This window comes from Mycobacterium sp. (genome assembly GCF_044370595.1).
Lineage (GTDB): Bacteria > Actinomycetota > Actinomycetes > Mycobacteriales > Mycobacteriaceae > Mycobacterium.
Map to the genome: position 1 here is coordinate 1 of NZ_JBILVF010000004.1, position 18,753 is coordinate 18,753.

At 67.6% G+C, this 18,753-nt stretch carries 15 protein-coding genes and 1 pseudogene; 3 read left to right on the forward strand and 13 right to left on the reverse strand.

Annotated features, from left to right (window positions below; translation table 11 throughout):
• The 11 genes and pseudogenes from ADBZ5N_RS01060 to ADBZ5N_RS01110 all read right to left on the reverse strand — a co-directional run.
• Positions 1-709, reverse strand: a pseudogene (locus ADBZ5N_RS01060) (apolipoprotein N-acyltransferase); the annotation flags it as partial.
• Complete coding sequence (locus tag ADBZ5N_RS01065) at positions 702-2,288, reverse strand: amidohydrolase (RefSeq protein ID WP_526255634.1); 1,587 nt, start codon at positions 2,286-2,288, stop codon at positions 702-704. The pseudogene ADBZ5N_RS01060 and the gene ADBZ5N_RS01065, both read right to left, overlap by 8 nt.
• A 59-nt stretch (positions 2,289-2,347) precedes the next feature.
• Positions 2,348-2,860 (reverse strand): FxsA family protein, encoded by a 513-nt coding sequence (locus tag ADBZ5N_RS01070; RefSeq protein ID WP_526255635.1) that lies wholly within the window; start codon positions 2,858-2,860, stop codon positions 2,348-2,350.
• 81 nt (positions 2,861-2,941) lie between these two features.
• Positions 2,942-5,467: an arylsulfatase gene (locus ADBZ5N_RS01075; RefSeq protein ID WP_526255636.1), complete on the reverse strand. Its 2,526-nt coding sequence runs from the start codon at positions 5,465-5,467 to the stop codon at positions 2,942-2,944.
• Between the two features lie 171 nt (positions 5,468-5,638).
• Positions 5,639-6,019, reverse strand: a complete 381-nt coding sequence (locus tag ADBZ5N_RS01080; RefSeq protein ID WP_526255637.1) for a PPOX class F420-dependent oxidoreductase — start codon at positions 6,017-6,019, stop codon at positions 5,639-5,641.
• A 29-nt stretch (positions 6,020-6,048) separates the two neighbouring features.
• Complete coding sequence (gene cobN, locus ADBZ5N_RS01085) at positions 6,049-9,714, reverse strand: cobaltochelatase subunit CobN (protein ID WP_526255638.1); 3,666 nt, start codon at positions 9,712-9,714, stop codon at positions 6,049-6,051.
• A 13-nt stretch (positions 9,715-9,727) separates the two neighbouring features.
• Complete coding sequence (locus ADBZ5N_RS01090) at positions 9,728-10,213, reverse strand: hypothetical protein (protein WP_526255639.1); 486 nt, start codon at positions 10,211-10,213, stop codon at positions 9,728-9,730.
• Positions 10,210-11,472 (reverse strand): DUF58 domain-containing protein, encoded by a 1,263-nt coding sequence (locus ADBZ5N_RS01095; RefSeq protein WP_526255640.1) that lies wholly within the window; start codon positions 11,470-11,472, stop codon positions 10,210-10,212. Before ADBZ5N_RS01095 ends, ADBZ5N_RS01090 begins: the two co-directional genes overlap by 4 nt.
• A 4-nt stretch (positions 11,473-11,476) precedes the next feature.
• Positions 11,477-12,442 carry an AAA family ATPase gene (locus tag ADBZ5N_RS01100; protein ID WP_526255641.1) on the reverse strand — a complete coding sequence of 322 codons (966 nt, stop codon included), beginning with the start codon at positions 12,440-12,442 and terminating at the stop codon, positions 11,477-11,479.
• On the reverse strand, positions 12,439-12,912 hold the full coding sequence (locus ADBZ5N_RS01105; RefSeq protein ID WP_526255642.1) for a hypothetical protein: 474 nt from the start codon (positions 12,910-12,912) through the stop codon (positions 12,439-12,441). The genes ADBZ5N_RS01100 and ADBZ5N_RS01105 overlap by 4 nt, the downstream gene beginning before the upstream one ends.
• Positions 12,909-13,889 (reverse strand): DUF4129 domain-containing protein, encoded by a 981-nt coding sequence (locus ADBZ5N_RS01110; RefSeq protein WP_526255643.1) that lies wholly within the window; start codon positions 13,887-13,889, stop codon positions 12,909-12,911. The genes ADBZ5N_RS01105 and ADBZ5N_RS01110 overlap by 4 nt, the downstream gene beginning before the upstream one ends.
• A gap of 97 nt (positions 13,890-13,986) precedes the next feature.
• Between ADBZ5N_RS01110 and cobG the strand changes: the two genes are divergently transcribed.
• From cobG to ADBZ5N_RS01125, 3 genes are read left to right on the forward strand one after another with little or no spacing between them, the layout of a single operon-like run.
• Complete coding sequence (gene cobG, locus ADBZ5N_RS01115) at positions 13,987-15,162, forward strand: precorrin-3B synthase (protein WP_526255644.1); 1,176 nt, start codon at positions 13,987-13,989, stop codon at positions 15,160-15,162.
• Between the two features lie 4 nt (positions 15,163-15,166).
• Positions 15,167-15,793 (forward strand): precorrin-8X methylmutase, encoded by a 627-nt coding sequence (locus ADBZ5N_RS01120; RefSeq protein ID WP_526255645.1) that lies wholly within the window; start codon positions 15,167-15,169, stop codon positions 15,791-15,793.
• A 17-nt stretch (positions 15,794-15,810) separates the two neighbouring features.
• A complete protein-coding gene (locus ADBZ5N_RS01125) occupies positions 15,811-17,277 on the forward strand; it encodes a precorrin-2 C(20)-methyltransferase (RefSeq protein WP_526255646.1) in 1,467 nt (488 codons plus the stop codon).
• Here ADBZ5N_RS01125 and ADBZ5N_RS01130 read toward each other — a convergent pair.
• Together ADBZ5N_RS01130 and cobM are read right to left on the reverse strand one after the other, a co-directional pair.
• Complete coding sequence (locus tag ADBZ5N_RS01130; protein ID WP_526255647.1) at positions 17,252-17,989, reverse strand: cobalt-precorrin-6A reductase; 738 nt, start codon at positions 17,987-17,989, stop codon at positions 17,252-17,254. The two genes, ADBZ5N_RS01125 and ADBZ5N_RS01130, sit on opposite strands and share 26 nt — an antisense overlap.
• Positions 17,989-18,744 carry a precorrin-4 C(11)-methyltransferase gene (gene cobM / locus ADBZ5N_RS01135; protein WP_526255648.1) on the reverse strand — a complete coding sequence of 252 codons (756 nt, stop codon included), beginning with the start codon at positions 18,742-18,744 and terminating at the stop codon, positions 17,989-17,991. Before cobM ends, ADBZ5N_RS01130 begins: the two co-directional genes overlap by 1 nt.
• Positions 18,745-18,753: the final 9 nt, after the last annotated feature.

Sequence of the window (18,753 nt, forward strand, 5' to 3'; positions counted from 1 at the left end):
CGTTGCCCTGCACGGCCGCGATCACCACCGTGGGCTCGTCAGCGGCGGTGGCCGCGCGGCGGACTCCGGGCGCGGCAACGGCCGTCGCAAGGAGCACCGCGCAGATGCACGCCCCGGACGTCACGAGCGTGCGCGGGTCACCCGCCATGCCGCTGCGCCGGTTAGCGTGAATCCCGATCACCAACGCGCACAGCGAGCTACCGGTCACGGCGACCGCAAATGACACCAAGGGGGCGCCACCCCACTGCGCCAGAACCAGAAATGGCCCGCCAGTCTGACCGAAAGCCGTTACTCCCCAGGGGAATCCGCCGAAAGGAATGCTGGACTTCAACCACTCCTGCATCGACCACAGACAAGCCAGCCACAACGGCCAGCCCGGCAGTCGGGCCACGACCACCGCGAACATGCCGTACACGGCGGGGAACAACGCCTCCATCGCGGCGAGCGCCAGCCACGGTACCGCCCCGACCAGGCCGCTGATCCACGGCAGGAGCGGCAGGTAGAAAGCCAGACCGAACAGCAAGCCGTACCCGAGCCCGCCAGCCAGGGTGGTGGGTTTCGCCACCAGCACCCAGGTCAGCAGGGCCATCGACAGCACGGCCGACCACCACCAGCCGACCGGCGGAAAGCTCACCACCATCAACAGGCCGGCCAGCACGCTCGCGGAGAGCCGTGTCAGCCGGGTGAACAGGTCGGCGCGGTCAGCCATACAGCACAACGCCCCGGTGTACGGTCTGCACGCAACGCGGCAGCGGTCCGGACGGGTCCAGGGTCGGCAGCGCCGGAACCCCGGACCGGGGATCGGTGGACCAGCGCTGCACGGAGTCAGCGGGGACGCTGACGTGGAGATCCCCGGTCTCCCAGACCGCGTAGGAGGCGGGAGCCCCGGGGACCAGCGTGCCGGTGATGCCGTCGCGGACACCGGCGGCGCGCCATGCCCCGCGGGTGGCGGCGGCGAACGCGGCCCGGACCGAGATCGCACTGCCGGCGGTGTGGTGATGGCTGGCCGCGCGCACCCACGACCACGGATCTATCGCGGTCACGGGGGTATCCGAGCCGAAAGCCAGAGGCACGCCTGCCGATGCTAACAACGCAAACGGGTTGAGCCGGGCGGCGCGGCCGGGCCCCAACCGGCGGGCGTACATACCGTCCGGGCCACCCCAGCGGGCGTCGAAGCCGGGCTGCATGCTGGCGATGACCCCCCACTCGCCCAGCTTGGCGGCCTGATCGGCCGACACCATTTCGAGGTGCTCAAGTCGGTGTCCGCACCGGGCGATCGCAGCGGCGCCGAACCGGCCCGCGACGTGTTCAAGTGCATCTACGACGGCGCCCACCGCGGCGTCTCCGATGACGTGGAAACCAGCGGTGATGCCGGCTTCGGTGCAGGCGGTGAGATGTTCGGTGGCCGCTTGCTGGTCCAGATGGCAGGTGCCGGTGCAGGAGCCGTCGTCGGTGTAGGGCTCGGTGAGCCACGCGGTGCGCGATCCCAGCGCACCGTCGACGAACAGATCACCGGCCAGACCGCGGGCGCCGGTGGTGTCGATCAGCGCTCGAGCCTGTGCTGCGGTGGACACCGCCTCACCCCAGTACCCGACGACCTGGACGCCGTGGTCGAGGTCACGGAGTTCCTGCCAGTCCTCGGCACCGCCGATCTGCGGGCCTGCACACTCGTGTACCGCGACGATTCCGGCAGCGGCGGCCGCATCCAGGGCGGCCCGGCGGGCACCGTCGCGCTGCTGCCAGGTGAGCAGCCGACGGGCTTCGGTGCGGACGAGGTGGTGAGCTTCGGCCGATAACGGGCGCTGCGGGTCGTAGCCGGTGACGGCGGGCAGGCCGGGGACCAATTGGCGCAGGCCGGTGGATGCCAACGTCGAATGCACGTCGACTCGGGCGAGATAGGCCGGCAACGCACCGACGGCGGCGTCGACGTCATCGGTGGTGGGGGTCCACGCCCACTGGGTGTCGTCCCAGCCGTGGCCCCACACCGGCTGCCCGGGGTGGGCGGCCACATACTCGCCGAGGAGGCGTAGGAGGTGTTCGGGGCCCGCAGCCTCAGCGAGATCTAAGCCCGTCAGTTGCAGACCCGTGGCGGTCAGGTGTACGTGGCTGTCGACAAACGCTGGGGCGACGAAGGCTCCTGCAAGGTCGATGGTTTCGGCATCGGGAAAGCGCTGCAGTCCGACGTCGTCGCTGCCCAACCAGGCGACGACGTCGTCATGAACCGCGATGGCGGTGGCGTCGGGATGGGAGGGGCTGTGCACGCGCCCATTTCGGAGCAGCGTGGTCACCGGGTCATCACCTCGACCAGTGTGCCGTGCAGTGTGATGGATCGGCGCTAGAGGTCGAACTAGAGGTCGCCGCCGCGGGCGATCGGCGTCCGCGGCCGCGGCCGGTGGGACTGTTCAGAGTCGTCGATGACCTCGCCGTCGATGTAGTCGCCACGTCCGGGTTGAGGTCCGATGATCGGACCGAGGAACTGGTCGACATTGACCGCACCCACCCGGCGCGCGACGCCGCGGGTGAGCATCGTCGTGGCCAGCGGCCGCATCACGCTGCGGGTTGGCGGCGCCAGCATCAGCGAACCGACGGCGGTGCTGACGACGCCCGGCAGCAACACCAGGGCAGACCCGAACCCAACGAGAACACCGTCGGTGACGGCCCCATGCGGGTTGCGCCGAGCCCGGCGCACCGCAGCCACCTGGCCCTTCAGTTGGGAAGCCGCCAGCAACACACCGACCGCGAACGTGGCGGCCACCACCACCAGCGCCCAACCCAGCCCGACTCCCCAGACCAGCAGGGCGAATACCGCCAGTTCGACCAGGGCGTAAAGGGCTGCGTAGCGTACGAACAGTCGCCTCATGACAGAGCAACGACTGGGGATGCCAGCGCGTTCCAACCGCACCTCACGGTTGAGTAACGCCGGGTGTCAGAACGCACGGCATCAGTCGGTGGCGAAGGCCGCTTCGGCGTCGCGTTGCAGGTCGACGTAAGCCTTGTCGCTGACGTCGAAAGCGACCCCCTGGATGGTGCCGCCGGTGAACGTGCCGGGGTTCTTGTACTGCTCGGAGACGTTGTCACCGCTGTCATAGCCGACACACAGACCGTCCCCGGCTAAGGTGAACTTGCCGATCTGGGCGCGCATCGGGCCCTTGGCCACCTCTTTGCCGTCGACGTACAACACGGTGGTGCCCAGCGACTCGCCGTACTCCCCGGCCCGCTCCCGCTTGAACTCCATGCCCAGCGAATGCTTGCCCGGGGTCAACGGCGGGGAGACGAAATCCTGCTCTGGCTTGATCCCCAGGAAGTTGTACACATAATGCAACCGGCCGTCCCTGAGGAACATTGTGTGCCCGCCGAAGCGCGACCCGTGTGCGAAGATCACCCCCTGCGCCTCCGGCTTGACGTCGACATTGGCCACGATCTTGTAAGATCGGCCCCGCACGCTGACCGCCACACCCTCGGGCACCGGCGCGGTATCGGGATAGTAGACGTAGCGGTCCCGCGGCGGCTCCGATTGCGGGCGCGGAGTCCCGGCCTGCTCGACGGCTGAGCGGTCGTCCAGTGGCAGCACGAAGTTGTTCTTGGCCTCCTCGAACCAGGCGTCGATGAGCTCCTTGAGCTTGTCGGGGTTCTGCTCGGCTACGTTGGTCGACTCCGAACGGTCCTCGGCGACGTGGTAGAGCTCCCAGCGGTCCTGATCGAAGTTGCCCTTGTTGCTCAGCGGCGCATGCAACGCCGCGGCTTTCCAGCCGTCCTGCCAGATCCCGCGGGTGCCCAGCATCGCGTAGTACTGCCGCTTGCGGGTGGTCGGGGCGTCCTTAGCGTCGAAGCTGTAACGCATCGACACCCCGTTGAGCGGATACTGCTTGATGCCCTTGTACTCCCCGGGCATCTCCAAGCCCGCGACATCGAGAACCGTCGCCGCCACATCGGTGGCGTGGTGATACTGATCGCGCACCTCGCCGCGGGCCTTGATGCCCTTGGGCCAGGAGATCACCATCGGATCGCACGTGCCGCCGGCGAACTGGGCATAGCGCTTGAACATCTGAAACGGCGTCGAGAACGCCGTCGCCCACCCGGTCGGATAGTGGTTGTAGGTGTCCGGGCCGCCCAGGGTGGCGAGATACTTCATGTTCTCGGACAGCTCATCGGGATAACCGTTGAAGAACTTGTTCTCATTGACCGACCCGTTCGGCGACCCCTCCCCCGAGGCCCCGTTGTCCGCACAGTAGAACACGATCGTGTTCTCCAACTGCCCGGTCTGCTCCAGATAGTCGATGATGCGCCCCACCTGGGCATCGGTGTATTCGGAGAACCCGGCATACACCTCAGCCATGCGGGAGAACAGCTTCTTCTCATCGGCGTTGAGCGAATCCCACGGCCGCACCGCATCATTGGCGGCGGCGACGTCCTCGGGCAGCGGATTGATCGGAGTCATCTTGGTGCCCTCCGGGAAGATGCCCTTGGCGACCATCCGGGGCAACACCCACTCCCGGTAGGCCTCATACCCGTCGTCGAACTTGCCCTTGTACTTGTCGATGTAGTCCTGCGGCGCATGATGTGGCGCGTGGTTGGCCCCCGGGCAGAACCACATGTACCACGGCTTAGACGGGTTGGACGACTTCTGATCCCGCAGCATCCGGATCGCGTTATCGGCAAGATCTTTCGACAGGTGATAGCCCTCCTCGGGCCCATATGCCTGTTCGATGAACCGATTGTCCTCGACCAAGTCGGGAAACCACTGGTTGGTCTCCCCACCGATGAAACCGTAAAACCGGTCAAAACCCTTCTGCAGCGGCCACTCCGACTTGCTGCCGCCACTGGAGACATCCTCCTCGGGCACGTTGTGGTTCTTGCCCAACCAGAAGGTGCTGTAGCCGTTGTCCTGCAAAACCTGCCCCACCGTGGCGCACTGCGCCGGCAACCGGGCCGCCATGCCCGGAAACCCGTTCGAGCCCTCGGTGATTGAACCTGAACGATTCACATGTTGACTGCGGCCGGTCAGGAAACACGATCGGGTCGGCGAGCACAGCGCGGTGGTATGCCACTGGGTGTACATCACCCCGGTGTCGGCCAATTTCTGCATCACCGGCATGTTGATCCGCCCACCGTACGGCGACCACGCCGCCAACCCGGTGTCGTCGTAGAGAATCACCAGAATGTTCGGCGCACCCTCGGGCGCCTTCTTCAACTCGAACGGTTTCCAGTCGGCGACCGAATCCCGGACATCCAACTCGATCGTGCCGTCGAAGCCCTCATTGATCCCGGTGCCGAACCCCGGCGGCCCGTCACCACCACCACCACCGGCGAGACCCCCGTCGCCCTCCTTGGAACATCCCGCAGCCAACGCACCCGCTGCAGCGACACCCGCGCCGGCAGCCAGACCACCCAGGACTTTCCGCCTCGACATCCCCGCGCGAGGGATTTCCCCTCCGGCGGATGACTCAGGCTCACGAGGTTCGGTCATGGTGGCCCTCCTGTTCTCGATGTCGGCCCCCGATGTTGGCCTACGAGCAAACTTACCGCTTGCCGCCGAAGCACCCGGGACTTACCGTGGGTTTGATCCCAGAGCGTTCACCACCGTATAGCCCGCATCGCCTAAAGACACGCAGGACACGCTTTCTGGCAAATTCTCCGATCAGGCCGGACGGATCTCCAGGCCGACGGTCCGGCCTGCCCCGCCCCGAAGTTTGGAGAAGATCGTGAACACCCGGCCGACGATCCCGTAACGCTTGGTGATCGCCCGGTAGACATCGTTGGTCTCAGAGTCATCGAGGACGGTCGCGACGGCCTCAACCGGCTCACCCTTGACTTTTCCGCGCATGTCACACACCGCCAGGGTGACGCGCGGGGTGTTGCGGATCCGCTTGACCTTCCACGCGTTCTTCTCGGTGATCACCAGGGCGCGGTCGCCGTCCCGGGCGATCCAGATGGGCGTCGGCTTTGGGCGGCCGTCCTTGGTGAAGGTGGTCAGCAGTACGTACTGGGCTTTGGACACGTCGTCGAAAGTGGCAGCCATGACCCCACACCCTACGCGCGGTGCGCAAGTCAGCCCCGCGACTCCAAGTCACCTTCGGTTTCCAACAGCACCTGCGCAAGCGCGTCCAGGGTGGTGGACTCAGGGTTGCGCCACATGCCTCGGCCGGCCGCCTCCAGGAGTCGTTCCGCCATGCCGTGCAACGCCCAAGGGTTTGACTCCCCGAGGAACTTGCGGTTCTGCGGATCCAGCACGTACTGCGCGGTGAGTTCCTCATACATCCAGTCCGCCATCACCTGGGCGGTGGCGTCATAGCCGAACAGGTAGTCCACCGTGGCCGCCATCTCGAAGGCGCCTTTGTAGCCGTGCCGCCGCATGGCGGCCATCCAGCGCGGGTTGACCACGCGGGACCGGAACACCCGGGTGGTCTCCTCATTCAGGGTGCGGGTGCGCACCGATTCCGGCCTGGTGTTGTCACCGATATAGGCGGCCGGCGCCTGACCGGTGAGCGCGCGAACCGTGGCGACCATGCCGCCGTGGTACTGGAAATAGTCGTCTGAGTCGGCAATATCGTGTTCGCGGCAGTCCGTGTTTTTGGCGGCAACCATAATTCGCCGGTACTGGCTGCGCATGTCATCGGCGGCAGGTCGGCCGTCGAGCCCGCGCCCGTAAGCGAATCCGCCCCAAGCGGTGTAGACCTCGGCCAAGTCGGCGTCGTCTCGCCAATTACGGCTGTCGATCAGTTGCAACAGGCCCGCACCGTAAGTGCCCGGCTTTGATCCGAAAATCCTTGTTGTGGCGCGACGTTCGTCCCCGGTCTCGGCCAGATCGGCCTGAACGTGGGCGCGGACATAGTTCTGGTCGTCGGGTTCGTCCAGGGCCGCCACCATCCGCACAGCGTCATCCAGCATGACAACGACGTGCGGAAACGCGTCACGGAAGAACCCAGAGATCCGCACGGTGACGTCGATACGTGGCCGGCCGAGTTCAGCCAGCGGGATCACCTCGAGATCGACCACCCGCCGGGAGGCGTCGTCCCACACCGGCCGCACGCCCAGCAGCGCGAACACCTCGGCGATGTCGTCACCGGAGGTCCGCATCGCCGAGGTGCCCCACGCCGACAGTCCCACCGACCGGGGCCACTGGCCGTAGTCTGCGCGGTAGCGCTGCAGCAGCGAATCAGCCATGGCCACGCCGGTTTCCCAGGCCAGCCTTGACGGCATGGCCTTGGGATCGACGGAGTAGAAATTACGTCCGGTGGGAAGCACGTTGATCAGCCCGCGCAGCGGCGAACCCGACGGGCCGGCCGCTATGTAGCGCCCGTCAAGGGCCGCCAGTACCTGGTCGATCTCACGTGCTGTACCGGCCAACCGCGGCACCACCTCCTTCGCGGCGAACCGCAGGATCCGCGCGATCGCCGGCTCCTCAGTGAGCTCATCCACCCGGTCGGGATTCCACCCGGTCGACTGCAGGGCTGCCAGCAAGTCACGGGCACGATGCTCGGCGGCATCGACGGCGGTCCGCTCATCACTGCCGTCCTCGGTCAGGCCGAGCGCCTGACGCAGACCGGGCAGGTGCTGCTCCCCGGCGAACAGTTGGCGGGCCCGCAGGATCGCAAGGACGAGATCCAGTTCGGACTCCCCGACCGGCGCGGCGCCCAGAATATGCAGGCCGTCGCGGATCTGGACGTCCTTGATCTCGCACAGCCAGCCGTCAACGCCCATCAACATGTCGTCGAAGTGGTCATCTTCGGGGCGTTGGGCAAGACCGAGATCATGGTCCATCTTGGCTGCCCGCATCAGGGTCCAGATCTGCTGGCGGACCGCAGGGAGCTTCGCGGGATCCAGCGTCGCCACATTGGCATGTTCGTCGAGCAACTGCTCCAGTCGGGCGACGTCCCCGTAGCTCTCAGCCCGTGCCATCGGGGGGATCAAGTGGTCGACCAGGGTGGCATGCGCGCGACGTTTGGCCTGGGTTCCCTCGCCCGGGTCGTTGACCAGGAACGGGTAGATCAGCGGAAGATCCCCTAACGCGGCATCGGGGGCGCAGTCCGCCGACATCCCCAGCGTCTTACCCGGCAGCCATTCCAGGTTGCCGTGTTTGCCCAAGTGGATGGCGGCGTGTGCGCCGAACTCATGCCGCAGCCACAGGTAGGTGGCCAGATAATGATGACTGGGCGGCAGATCGGGGTCATGATAGATCGCCACTGGATTCGCGCCAAACCCGCGGGGCGGCTGAACGACGATCACCAAGTTCCCGGATTGCATTGCTGCGACGACGATGTCGCCGTCCGGATCCCTGTTCTGATCGACCGAGCTGCGGTCCACGAACAACTCCCCCGGCGGTGGACCCCAGTGGGTGACCATCGCCTCAGCGAGTTCGGTCGGCAGTTCGGCAAACCATTCCCGGTAACGCGCTGCCGGGATGCGGATCGGGTTTTCGGCCAACTGCCCGTCGGTTAGCCAGTCCGGGTCCTGACCGCCGCATTCGATCAGCGCATGCATGAGGGCATCACCATCGGAGGCGTCAAGGCCGGGAACCTCACCGATGTCGTAGCCGTTGCGTCGCAGGGCCTTCAGCAGCGCAATAGCGCTGGCCGGGGTATCCAGGCCGACGGCGTTACCGATCCGGGAGTGTTTAGTGGGATAGGCCGAGAACACCAAGGCGAGGCGCTTTTCGGCGGGGGGAACCCGACGCAGGCGGGCGTGATTGACTGCCAGAGCCGCCACCCTGGCGCAACGTTCCGGGTCTGGAACGTAGGCGATCAGGCCCTCGGAGTCAATCTCCTTGAACGAGAACGGGACTGTGATGATGCGGCCGTCGAACTCCGGAACAGCAACCTGGGTGGCGACGTCCAGGGGACTCAGACCGTCGTCGTTGGCCGACCAGCGGTCCCGGGAACTGGTCAGGCACAGACCCTGCAAGATTGGAATATCGAGGGCTGCAAGGTGTTTGACGTCCCAGCTGTCGTCGTCGCCGCCAGCGCCCACTGCGGCAGGGGTGGCCCCGCCAGCGGCAAGCACGGTGACAACCATGGCGTCAGCGCCGGTGAGGAGCTCCAGCAGTTCGGCCGCGGGATTACGCAGCGAGGTGCAGAAAACCGGCAGCGGCCGTCCGCCGGCGCGTTCGATCGCACAGCACAGTGCCTCGACATAAGCGGTGTTGCCGGCAAGCTGCTGCGCGCGGTAGTAGAGGACGGCGATGGTCGGGGCGGCATGGTCCGGCCGAACCATCGACTCCGCCGGGAAACACGGAGTGCGCGAGGGACACCCGGCCCCCATGGAGCAGCGACGCTGCATCAGACCCCATGTCGGAGTGGTCGCCGGCGGCTCGAAGCCGAAACCGGTCATCAGCACGGTGTCGCTGAGGAAGGCGTGCAACTGCCGCAGATTCTCGACGCCACCCTGCGCCAGGTAGGTGTGAGCCTGCACGGCGATACCGGCAGGCACCGTGGAGCACTGCATCAATTCCGCATCAGGGGCCTGTTCGCCGCTGACCACGATCAGCGGCAGCCCGCTGGCGGCGATGGCGTCAAGCCCGTCTGGCCAGGCGCGGTATCCCCCGAGCAGTCGCACCACCACCAGGTCGGCGCTACCGAGCAGTTCGGGCAGTTCGCCGTCAATCAGGCGCGCCGGATTGGCCGGCCTGAACTCCGCGCCGCTGGAACGCGCAGTTATGAGGTCGGTGTCCGAAGTGGACAGAAGCAGGACGGTGGGTCGCGACGACGCTGAGGGCACCTGTTATTCGTACCTAATCCGGTGGTTGGTGGTCGGGAGTGGGGCCAATCAGTCGCTCGGCGAACAGTGGCGCGACGACCACGATCAGGATTCCCGCCATGATCGCCGGCGCCACCAGCGGCGCCCAGGTCAGCTGCAGCCCCACGGAAGTGGCGAGAACCCCGGCCGCGGTGAACCCCAGCATCCCGAGGACGGTCGGGACCGTCAGCGTCACGGCACGCTCGGCGTATCGAGACACCAGATAAGCCGCCGCCGACAGCCCAGACACCGCAGCCAGCACCGGAATCGGGGCTCCCAGCGCCATTCCGGCAACCGTCAGCAGCACCGCCAGGATCGAGGCGGGGCGAAAGAACAGAGCCGCCACCAGCGCCGCGACTGCGAGCGCCATCGCCGCCAGACCCCAGGGGCCGATCGGCCGCACCCCCGCGGCCACCATCAACACACCGAAGGCGGTAGAGAACAGCCGGGTCAACAGCGGGGTGGCGGGCTGCCGGTTCATCGACGCCGCCGATGGGATCCGACCTTGGCCATGGGCAGCAGCCGCATCGCGACGTCCAGGGTCACCTCCGATGGCCAGGACAGCACCTCCACCCCCACCATCCGCATATCCCGGTACATCGCCGAGCGCTGCAGTGCCCACATACGGGCCACGATGGGCTCCTCGTCGTCGCCCAGCGGACAGCCCTCCAACACATCGACCGCCACGACCACATGTCCGCGCCGGGAAAGGTCCATCATCGCCAGACCGAAGTCGGCTTCCAGCAGCGTGGAGAAGGCGATGACCACGGCTCCGGGTGGTACTGCCGCCCGGGGTGCCAGGGTGCCTGACATGTCGCGGTGGCCGCCACCCGCCCCCAGCGCGGTGTCGAGCACACGGTAAAACTGCCGCTGCCCGATATCGGGACCCAGCCAGCGCGGCCGCGGCCCGCCCAGGCCGACCACTCCCACCCGGTCGCCGCTGCGCAACGCCGACTGCACCACCTGCAGCGCACCCTCGACGGCCCGCTGGGTGGCGACGGTGGCCGGACCGGGCGGTTGGGCGCTCATGTCGACCAGAACCACGACGTCCACGGATCGGTCGGTGAGCCGCTGGGTGACGTGCAGAGTGCCGCGCCGGGCGCTGACCGGCCAGTTCACCGTGCGTAGCTGGTCGCCAGGGACGTAGGGACGGATGTCGGCGTACTCGACGCCGGGCCCGACATGGCGCGTCAGGTGGGTGCCGATGCGGTCGAGCATCTCGGTACGAGGCATCGCCGTCGACGGCGGCGGGATGAGAGGGAAGACGAAGACCTCACTGATTTCGGCGGATCCGGATGCAGCCAGCAGGCCGCCGGGAGCGACGACGTCCACCCGGGCCCGTAGCGGAAAACGTCCCCACCGGTCGGCGGATACCGCGATCGCCTGCCGATGCAGGTCGCCGGACTCGAGCAGTTCGACGCCCATCCCGTCCGGTGCCGTCACCTCCAGCGAGGCCGACCCGGCGTCCGCAGCGGCGCGGAGTTCCACCTCGAGATGCTCGCGCTCACCTTCGAAACAACGCAACACCTCCGGGGCGGCCCGAACCACCATGCTCGACAATGGCCGCTGCCAACCGGCCGAACAGAGCACCCCAAGCAGCGGGGCTGCGAACGCGATCAGTGCCCAGCGGCCGGACATCAGCGCTGCGGCCAGCGCCGCTACTGCACAGATCAGCAGCATTCGCGCCAACTCGGTTGTGCGCGAACTTAATTCGACTTCGACCTGCCGGAAGTCCGCCATGACCCTAACCGTGGCCGGGTGCCCGCGGCACCGGAAGCCGCTGGAGCAGCTGCTCGACCACGTCGGAACCGTGCATGCTGCGCACCCACATCTCCGGGCGCAAGGTGATCCGGTGCCCGAACGCCGGCACCGCGAGTGCTTTGACGTCCTCGGGCAGTACATAGTCGCGTTCGTTGAGAACCGCTCGGGCGCGGGCCAGTTGAACGAGGTCCAATTCGGCACGGGGACTGGCGCCCACCACCACCTGCGGGTGGCTCCGGGTGGCTCCGGCCAGTGAGACCACATAGCGCAGAACATCGTCGTGGACACTGACTTGCTCCACTGCCTGCTGCATCACCAGCAACTGGTCGGCGTCGACGACCTCGCTCACCGTGGCCTCGGCGGTACCGCGCTCCAGTCGGCGGCGCAGCATCGACGTCTCGTCCTGCTCGGAGAGGTATTTCAACGCCACCTTGACCGCGAACCGGTCCAGTTGAGCCTCCGGCAGCGGGTAGGTGCCCTCGAACTCGATCGGGTTGTCGGTGGCGATGACGATGAACGGCTCAGGCAGACGGTGTGTTTCGCCGTCGATGGATACCTGGCCTTCGGCCATCGCCTCAAGGAGGGCGGCCTGCGTCTTGGGTGGGGTGCGGTTGATCTCGTCGGCCATCAGCATGTTGGTGAAAATCGGGCCGCGGCGGAAATCGAATTGAGCCGAGCGCATGTCGTAGATCATTGACCCGAGCAGATCGGCGGGCAGCAAGTCGGGCGTGAATTGCACCCGGGTGAACCGCAAGCCCAGCGCGGCGGCGAAGGACCGGGCGATCAACGTCTTGCCCATACCGGGCAGATCCTCGATGAGCACATGACCGCCGGCCAGCACGGTGGTGAGGATCAGGGTGAGAGCCGCGCGCTTTCCCACGACAGCCCGTTCCACTTCGTTGAGCACGGCGTCACACAGCACGGTGGTCTCAGTTGCTGATGTCGTCATGCTTGCTCCAGTCGCCGGAGGATCTCGTCGAGGGCGCCGCGGCCGGGCCCGGGTTCGCTGCGGCGGGCCGCCGAGACGTTGTGCGGGTCGACCCATTGCCATAGTTCTTCGCCGAAGACCAGGTGCCCGGCGCTGGCCACCGCGGCGGGCTCCTTCTGTTTGGTAGCGATTAGGAAGTCACGGGCAAGCTTAGGCCGCAGATGCCGATCCCAGTCGCCCCTGGTGCCATCGGCCCAGTGGATCAATTCCTCGGTCTGGGCTTTCCACCGTCGGAGGGATTCCAGGGCCTCGTTGACCGGCGGCGCGTCCGCACGGTCGCCGCCACTGCGCGTCAACCGACCGGTCACCTGCAGGGCGAACACCGCCAGGGCGACACCGCCGATCGGCAACGCCCAACGCCAGCCCAACAGCAGGCCCACGATTTCGGCCAGCAGCACTGCCAGGAAACCGCCGGCGAGTAGCCTGCTCACGCGCGCCGCCCGCTACGCAGCTCGGTCAGCACCGCGCGCAGCGCTTGCTCCGCCTCATCCCGGTGGTCCTCGGTCATGGTGTGCCGGCTGAATCGGGCCTCGGCGAAGAGGTCCACCAGGGCGGCGGCGCTTGCGGTGCTGATCGTCCGGTTCCCCACGGCTCTGGCCAGCACCTCCGACGGGGTGTCGGAAGCCTGCGGTACTGCCCCCGGGGCCTCGGCGAGAGCCTGCTCCATCGCTGCGTAGCACGCGATGATGGCCTCCCGCGGTTCCAGCGCCGGGTTGGCCACCTCGGCCAGTCCGCGTTCGGCTGCCAGCGCCAGCGGTTCCGGCACCTGGGATTCGGCGCCCTCGGGGCGGCCGGTCAGCGCGACCGGAGGCAGCGTGGATCGGTTTCGTAGCGCGGTGACCACGGTGGCCACCACCATCATCACCAGCAGGACCGCGGTGGCCCCTAACAGAAGTCGGTAGGTATCGCTGCGTGGTCGCTCCGGTTGTGGTTGCGCAGCAGGTTGGGACGCACTGTCGGGAGTCACGGTGGACGTCGGTGGCGGTGTCGGCAGGGTGTAGTCCGATTCGAGCCGGAACTGGCTGGCGGCCACAAAGATTCCCAGCCACAGGACCACCACCGCGAACACAATCAGCAGCAGCCGCCGATTCATCCGGCCGGGTTCACCGCCGCCGAAGTCGGGCATCTCATAGGGGACGTACTTCGGCGTCGGAGGCCGGCGGGCGAACATCGCAAACGCCATCACCACGAAGGAAACCCCGAGCATGGCGATCACTGCGACCAGCGAGCCGGAATCGTCGGCCGCGGAGGCCTCGGTCGCTGTCCGCGGACCTGGCATCCGCCCTTGCAGCGCAACGCCGCCGGCGATCAGCAGCACGACCACGAGCGCCACCCGCAGCACCGGCCGGGCGCCGCCCTCGACGCGTGTCCTGGTCGTCGTAGCCTCCCCTGTCCCCGTGCTGATCACGACTGCTGATCAGGCGAGTTCTCCACCGGGTGTTCGCCCGGTGACTCCATGGTGGCACGGCGGTGGGCGATGCATCGGCGGGTCGTACCGTGAAGGGGTGACCCGGACTCGTGACCATGACGCCTGCCCGGGCGCTTTGCAGGTGCACCAGGCCGCCGATGGGGCGGTGGCCCGGCTCCGAATTCCCGGCGGGATGCTCCAGCCCACCCAACTCGGGGTCCTCGCCACGGTGGCTGAGGATTTCGGCGCGGGCACGCTGGAATTGACCGCCCGGGGCAATCTCCAGGTTCGGGGGATCACCGAACCGGCGGCGGTGGCCGAGGCGGTGAACATCGCCGGCCTGCTGCCGTCACCGACCCATGAGCGAGTCCGCAACATCGTGGCCTCCCCGCTGTCGGGCCGGGTGGGCGGCCACGCCGACGTCCGTCCCTGGGTTGCCGAACTGGACGTCGCTATCCAGACCGACCCGGAACTGGCCGAGCTGCCGGGCCGGTTCTGGTTCAGCCTCGATGACGGCAGCGCCGACGTTTCCGGCTTGGCCGCCGATGCCGGGGTCCACGTCCTCCCCGATGGTGTGGCACTGCTGCTCGCCGGCCGAGACACCGGTGTCCGGTTGGATCCCGCCGATACCGTCACCGCCCTGATTTCGATAGCTCGACGGTTCCTACGTCTGCGTGGAAAAGCCTGGCGGGTAGCCGAATTGGCCGATCGCCGAAGTCTGCTGGGCGATCTGGCGCCGACGACCCCGCCGGGCGGCGGATTCCCACCGGCCCGGCCTCCGATCGGCTGGATCACCCAGACCCTTGGCGCCGGCGACCGGGTGGCCCTCGGCGCTGCTGTGCCCTTGGGCGTGTTGACCGCGCGACAGGCCCATTTCGTCGCTGCGATCGACGCCCCGGTGGTGGTCACACCCCGGCGTTCGCTGCTGATCTGCGACCTCGATGAGGGGGTTGCCGACGCCTCGCTGCGGGTGCTGGCTCCGCTGGGCTTGGTCTTCGACGGGAATTCCCCGTGGCTGCAGATCAGCGCCTGCGTGGGCAGTCCGGGGTGCGCACGATCGGCGGCCGACGTGCGGGCCGAGGCCAGCAAGGCCGCTGAGTCCGGCGCGCCGACCGGCCCGGTGCACTACGTGGGCTGCGAACGGGCCTGCGGCCGGCCGGCTACCGGGACGGTGCTGCTGGCGACCGCCGCCGGCTACGCACCGCTGGGAACACCAAGCCCGAGAACCCCCCCAAGCCCGAGAACCCCCCCAAGCCCGAGAACCGTAGGGTAAAGCCGTGCTCGACTACATCCGCGACGCCGCCGAGATCTACCGGCAGTCCTTCGCGACGATCCGCGCCGAGGCGAACTTGGACGGATTACCCGCGGATGTCGCGCGGGTGGTGGTCCGGCTGATTCACACCTGCGGACAGGTCGACCTCACCGAGCAGGTGGCCTACACCGACGCCGTCGTGGCCGCCACTGAAGCCGCACTGGTCGCTGGAGCCCCGATCCTGTGCGATTCGTCCATGGTGGCTGCCGGGATCACCGCTGCCCGCCTGCCGGCCGGCAATGACGTGGTGTCGCTGGTCGCCGACCCGCGGGCGGCTGACCTGGCTGCCCGACTCGGCACCACCCGATCGGCGGCGGGTGTGCAACTGTGGGCCGACCGGATGGCGGGTGCGGTCCTGGCCATCGGTAACGCCCCTACTGCGCTGTTCCGGCTGTTGGAACTAATCGACGAGGGGGTGCCCGCGCCGGTATCGGTGCTGGGCGGCCCGGTGGGTTTCGTGGGTTCGGCGCAGTCCAAAGATGAGCTGATCACCAACCCGCGCGGGATGGAATATCTGGTGGTGCGGGGCCGGCGCGGCGGCAGCGCAATGGCCGCTGCCGCGGTCAACGCGATCGCGTGCGCCAACGAATGAGCGGCGGGCGGGAGCGAATGGCGCAGAAGGGCACCCTCTTCGGCGTCGGGCTGGGTCCGGGCGATCCGGAACTCGTGACCGTCAAGGCAGCCCGGATCATTCGCGAGGCCGACGTGGTCGCCTACCACAGTGCACAGCACGGCCGCAGCATCGCTCGCCGCATCGCCGAGCCCTACCTGCGGCCCGGTCAGATCGAAGAGCACCTGATCTACCCGGTCACAACCGGAACCACCGACCACCCCGGCGGTTACGACGGCGCCATGGAGGACTTCTACACCGAAGCCGCAGCGCGGATCGCCGGGCACCTGGACGCCGGCCGCGACGTCGCTCTGCTGGCCGAGGGCGACCCGCTGTTCTACAGCTCCTACATGCACATGCACACCCGGTTGACGCAGCGTTTCCAGGCGGTCATCGTGCCGGGGGTGACGTCGGTCAGCGCGGCATCGGCAGCCACGTCGACACCGCTGGTCACCGGAGACGAGGTTCTCTCGATACTGCCTGGGACGCTGCCGACCGCCGAGTTGGCCCGCCGGCTGGCCGACACCGACGCTGCGGTGATCATGAAGCTTGGCCGCACGTATCCGCAAGTGCGCAAAGCACTTTCGCTGTCGGGCCGGCTTGATGACGCATTCTACGTCGAGCGTGCCAGCACTGACCGGCAGCGGGTGCTGCCTGCTGCCGACGTGGATGAGACGGATGTGCCGTACTTTTCGCTGGCCGTGTTGCCGGGCGACCGGACCAGCCAGACCGCGGCACGCTGTGGCACCGTGGCCGTGGTCGGCCTGGGCCCGGGCGATTACGACTGGATGACCTCGCAGAGCCGCCGGGAACTGGCCGCTGCCACCGACCTGATCGGGTACGGCCCCTATCTGGACCGCGTTGCCCCGCGGCCCGGGCAGCGCCGTCACGCCTCCGACAACGCCGACGAACCTCAACGCGCGCGACTGGCCTGTGAACTGGCCGAGCAGGGGCGCGCGGTCGTCGTGGTGTCCTCCGGTGACCCCGGGGTGTTCGCGATGGCCAGCGCGGTCTTGGAGGAGGCCAAGCAGTGGCCGGGGGTGCAGGTGCGGGTGATTCCGGCGATGACGGCGGCGCAGGCGGTTGCCAGCCGGGTCGGGGCGCCCCTGGGACATGACTATGCAGTGATCTCACTCTCCGACCGGCTCAAACCGTGGGAGGTGATCGCGGCCCGGCTTTCCGCGGCCGCCGCGGCTGACCTGGTCTTGGCCATCTACAACCCGGCCTCGAAAAGCCGGACCTGGCAGGTGGCGGCTATGCGGGATCTTCTGCTCGAGCATCGTGACGCTGGCACACCGGTGGTGATCGGCCGGGACGTATCCGGGCCACAGGAGTTGGTGACGGTGGTCAGGCTTGCCGACATCGACCCGGCGGCGGTGGACATGCGATGCCTGCTCATCGTGGGCTCCTCGCAGACCCAGTGGTACGGAGAAACCGTGTTCACCCCGCGCCGCTATCCCGGCTGAGCACCCAGGCTTCGGCGTCATCGACCGTGCCGACGGTCCGCACCCCAGTCGGCAGGGCGGGTCGCCTGATCATCACGACGTCGATCCCGAGGTCGTGCGCGGCCTGGAGTTTTGGTTGGGTCATCACTCCGCCGCTGTTCTTGGTGACCACCGCCTGAATACCGTTGTTCGCCATGAGCGCACGCTCGTCTTCGTAGCGATAGGGGCCCCGGGACAGCACGAGCTCACAGTTACGCGGCAGGCTGGCCGAATCCGGTGCCGTCACGACCCGGACGAGAAACCAGGCGCTGCTGTGACGGAACGGCGCAACACCGGAGCGTCCCGTGGTCAGAAAGACCCGCGAATACCCTTTGGCGGCAACATGTTCAGCCGCTGCAGTATCAGAGTCCACCTCGAAGGCCCCGATCGCATCCCAGGGCGGGCGGTGCAGAACCAGGTACGGAACCGCAATTTCACCGCACGCCGCCGCGGCATTCGCCGTGATTCCGGCGGCGAAGGGGTGGGTCGCGTCAACGACAGCGTTGATCCGGTTTTCCACCAACCATTTTCGAAGCTCCACGGCTCCCCCGAACCCCCCGATCCGAACCGGGCCGACTGGCAGCGCCGGATCAGGCACCCGGCCGGCCAGTGAGCTGATGATGTCGACCCGCGGGTGCAGTCGCGCCGCGAGGGCGCGGGCTTCGGCGGTGCCGCCGAGCAGCAGCACCCGCATCAGTGCCGATCCCCCCTGCTACGCCCGGTTGAGTACAGGTAGCTGTCGGTAAAACCCTGGGCAGCAAGCACATCTGACACGATGATCACTGCGGTGCGGGTGATTCCGGCCTGTTTGACCTGTTCGGCGACGTCGGCCAACGTTCCTCGCAGGACTGTCTGCTGCGGCCAACTGGCGAACGCCACCACCCCCACCGGGGTGTCCGGGCGGTATCCGGCCGTCAGCAGTTCGGCGACGATTACGTCGATGCGGTGTGCGGCCAGGTGGATCACCAGGGTGCCGGCCCTATCTGCCAGTGCGGTGAGGTCCTCACCCGGGGGCATCGCCGTGGACAGGGTGGCCACCCGCGTCAGCGTCACCGTCTGGGCGACCCCCGGAACGGTGAGTTCCCGCCCCAGAGCGGCCGCCGCCGCGGCGAACGCCGGGACGCCGGGGACGATCTCGTAGTCGATACCGACTGCGTCAAGCCGCCGGCACTGCTCAGCAACCGCGCTGTACAGCGATGGGTCACCGGAATGCAGGCGGGCCACGTCCTGGCCTGCCGCGTGGGCGTTGTCGAGTTCCGCGACAATCTCGTCGAGCGTCAACGGCCCGGTGTCGACGATCCGAGCGCCCGGCGGGCAGAACTGCAGCAAGTCCTCCGGCATGATCGACCCCGCATACAGGCACACCGGGCAGCGTTGCAGCAGACGCTGACCGCGAACGGTGATCAGATCAGCCGCGCCCGGTCCGGCGCCGATGAAGTAGACCGTCACCTCTGCATC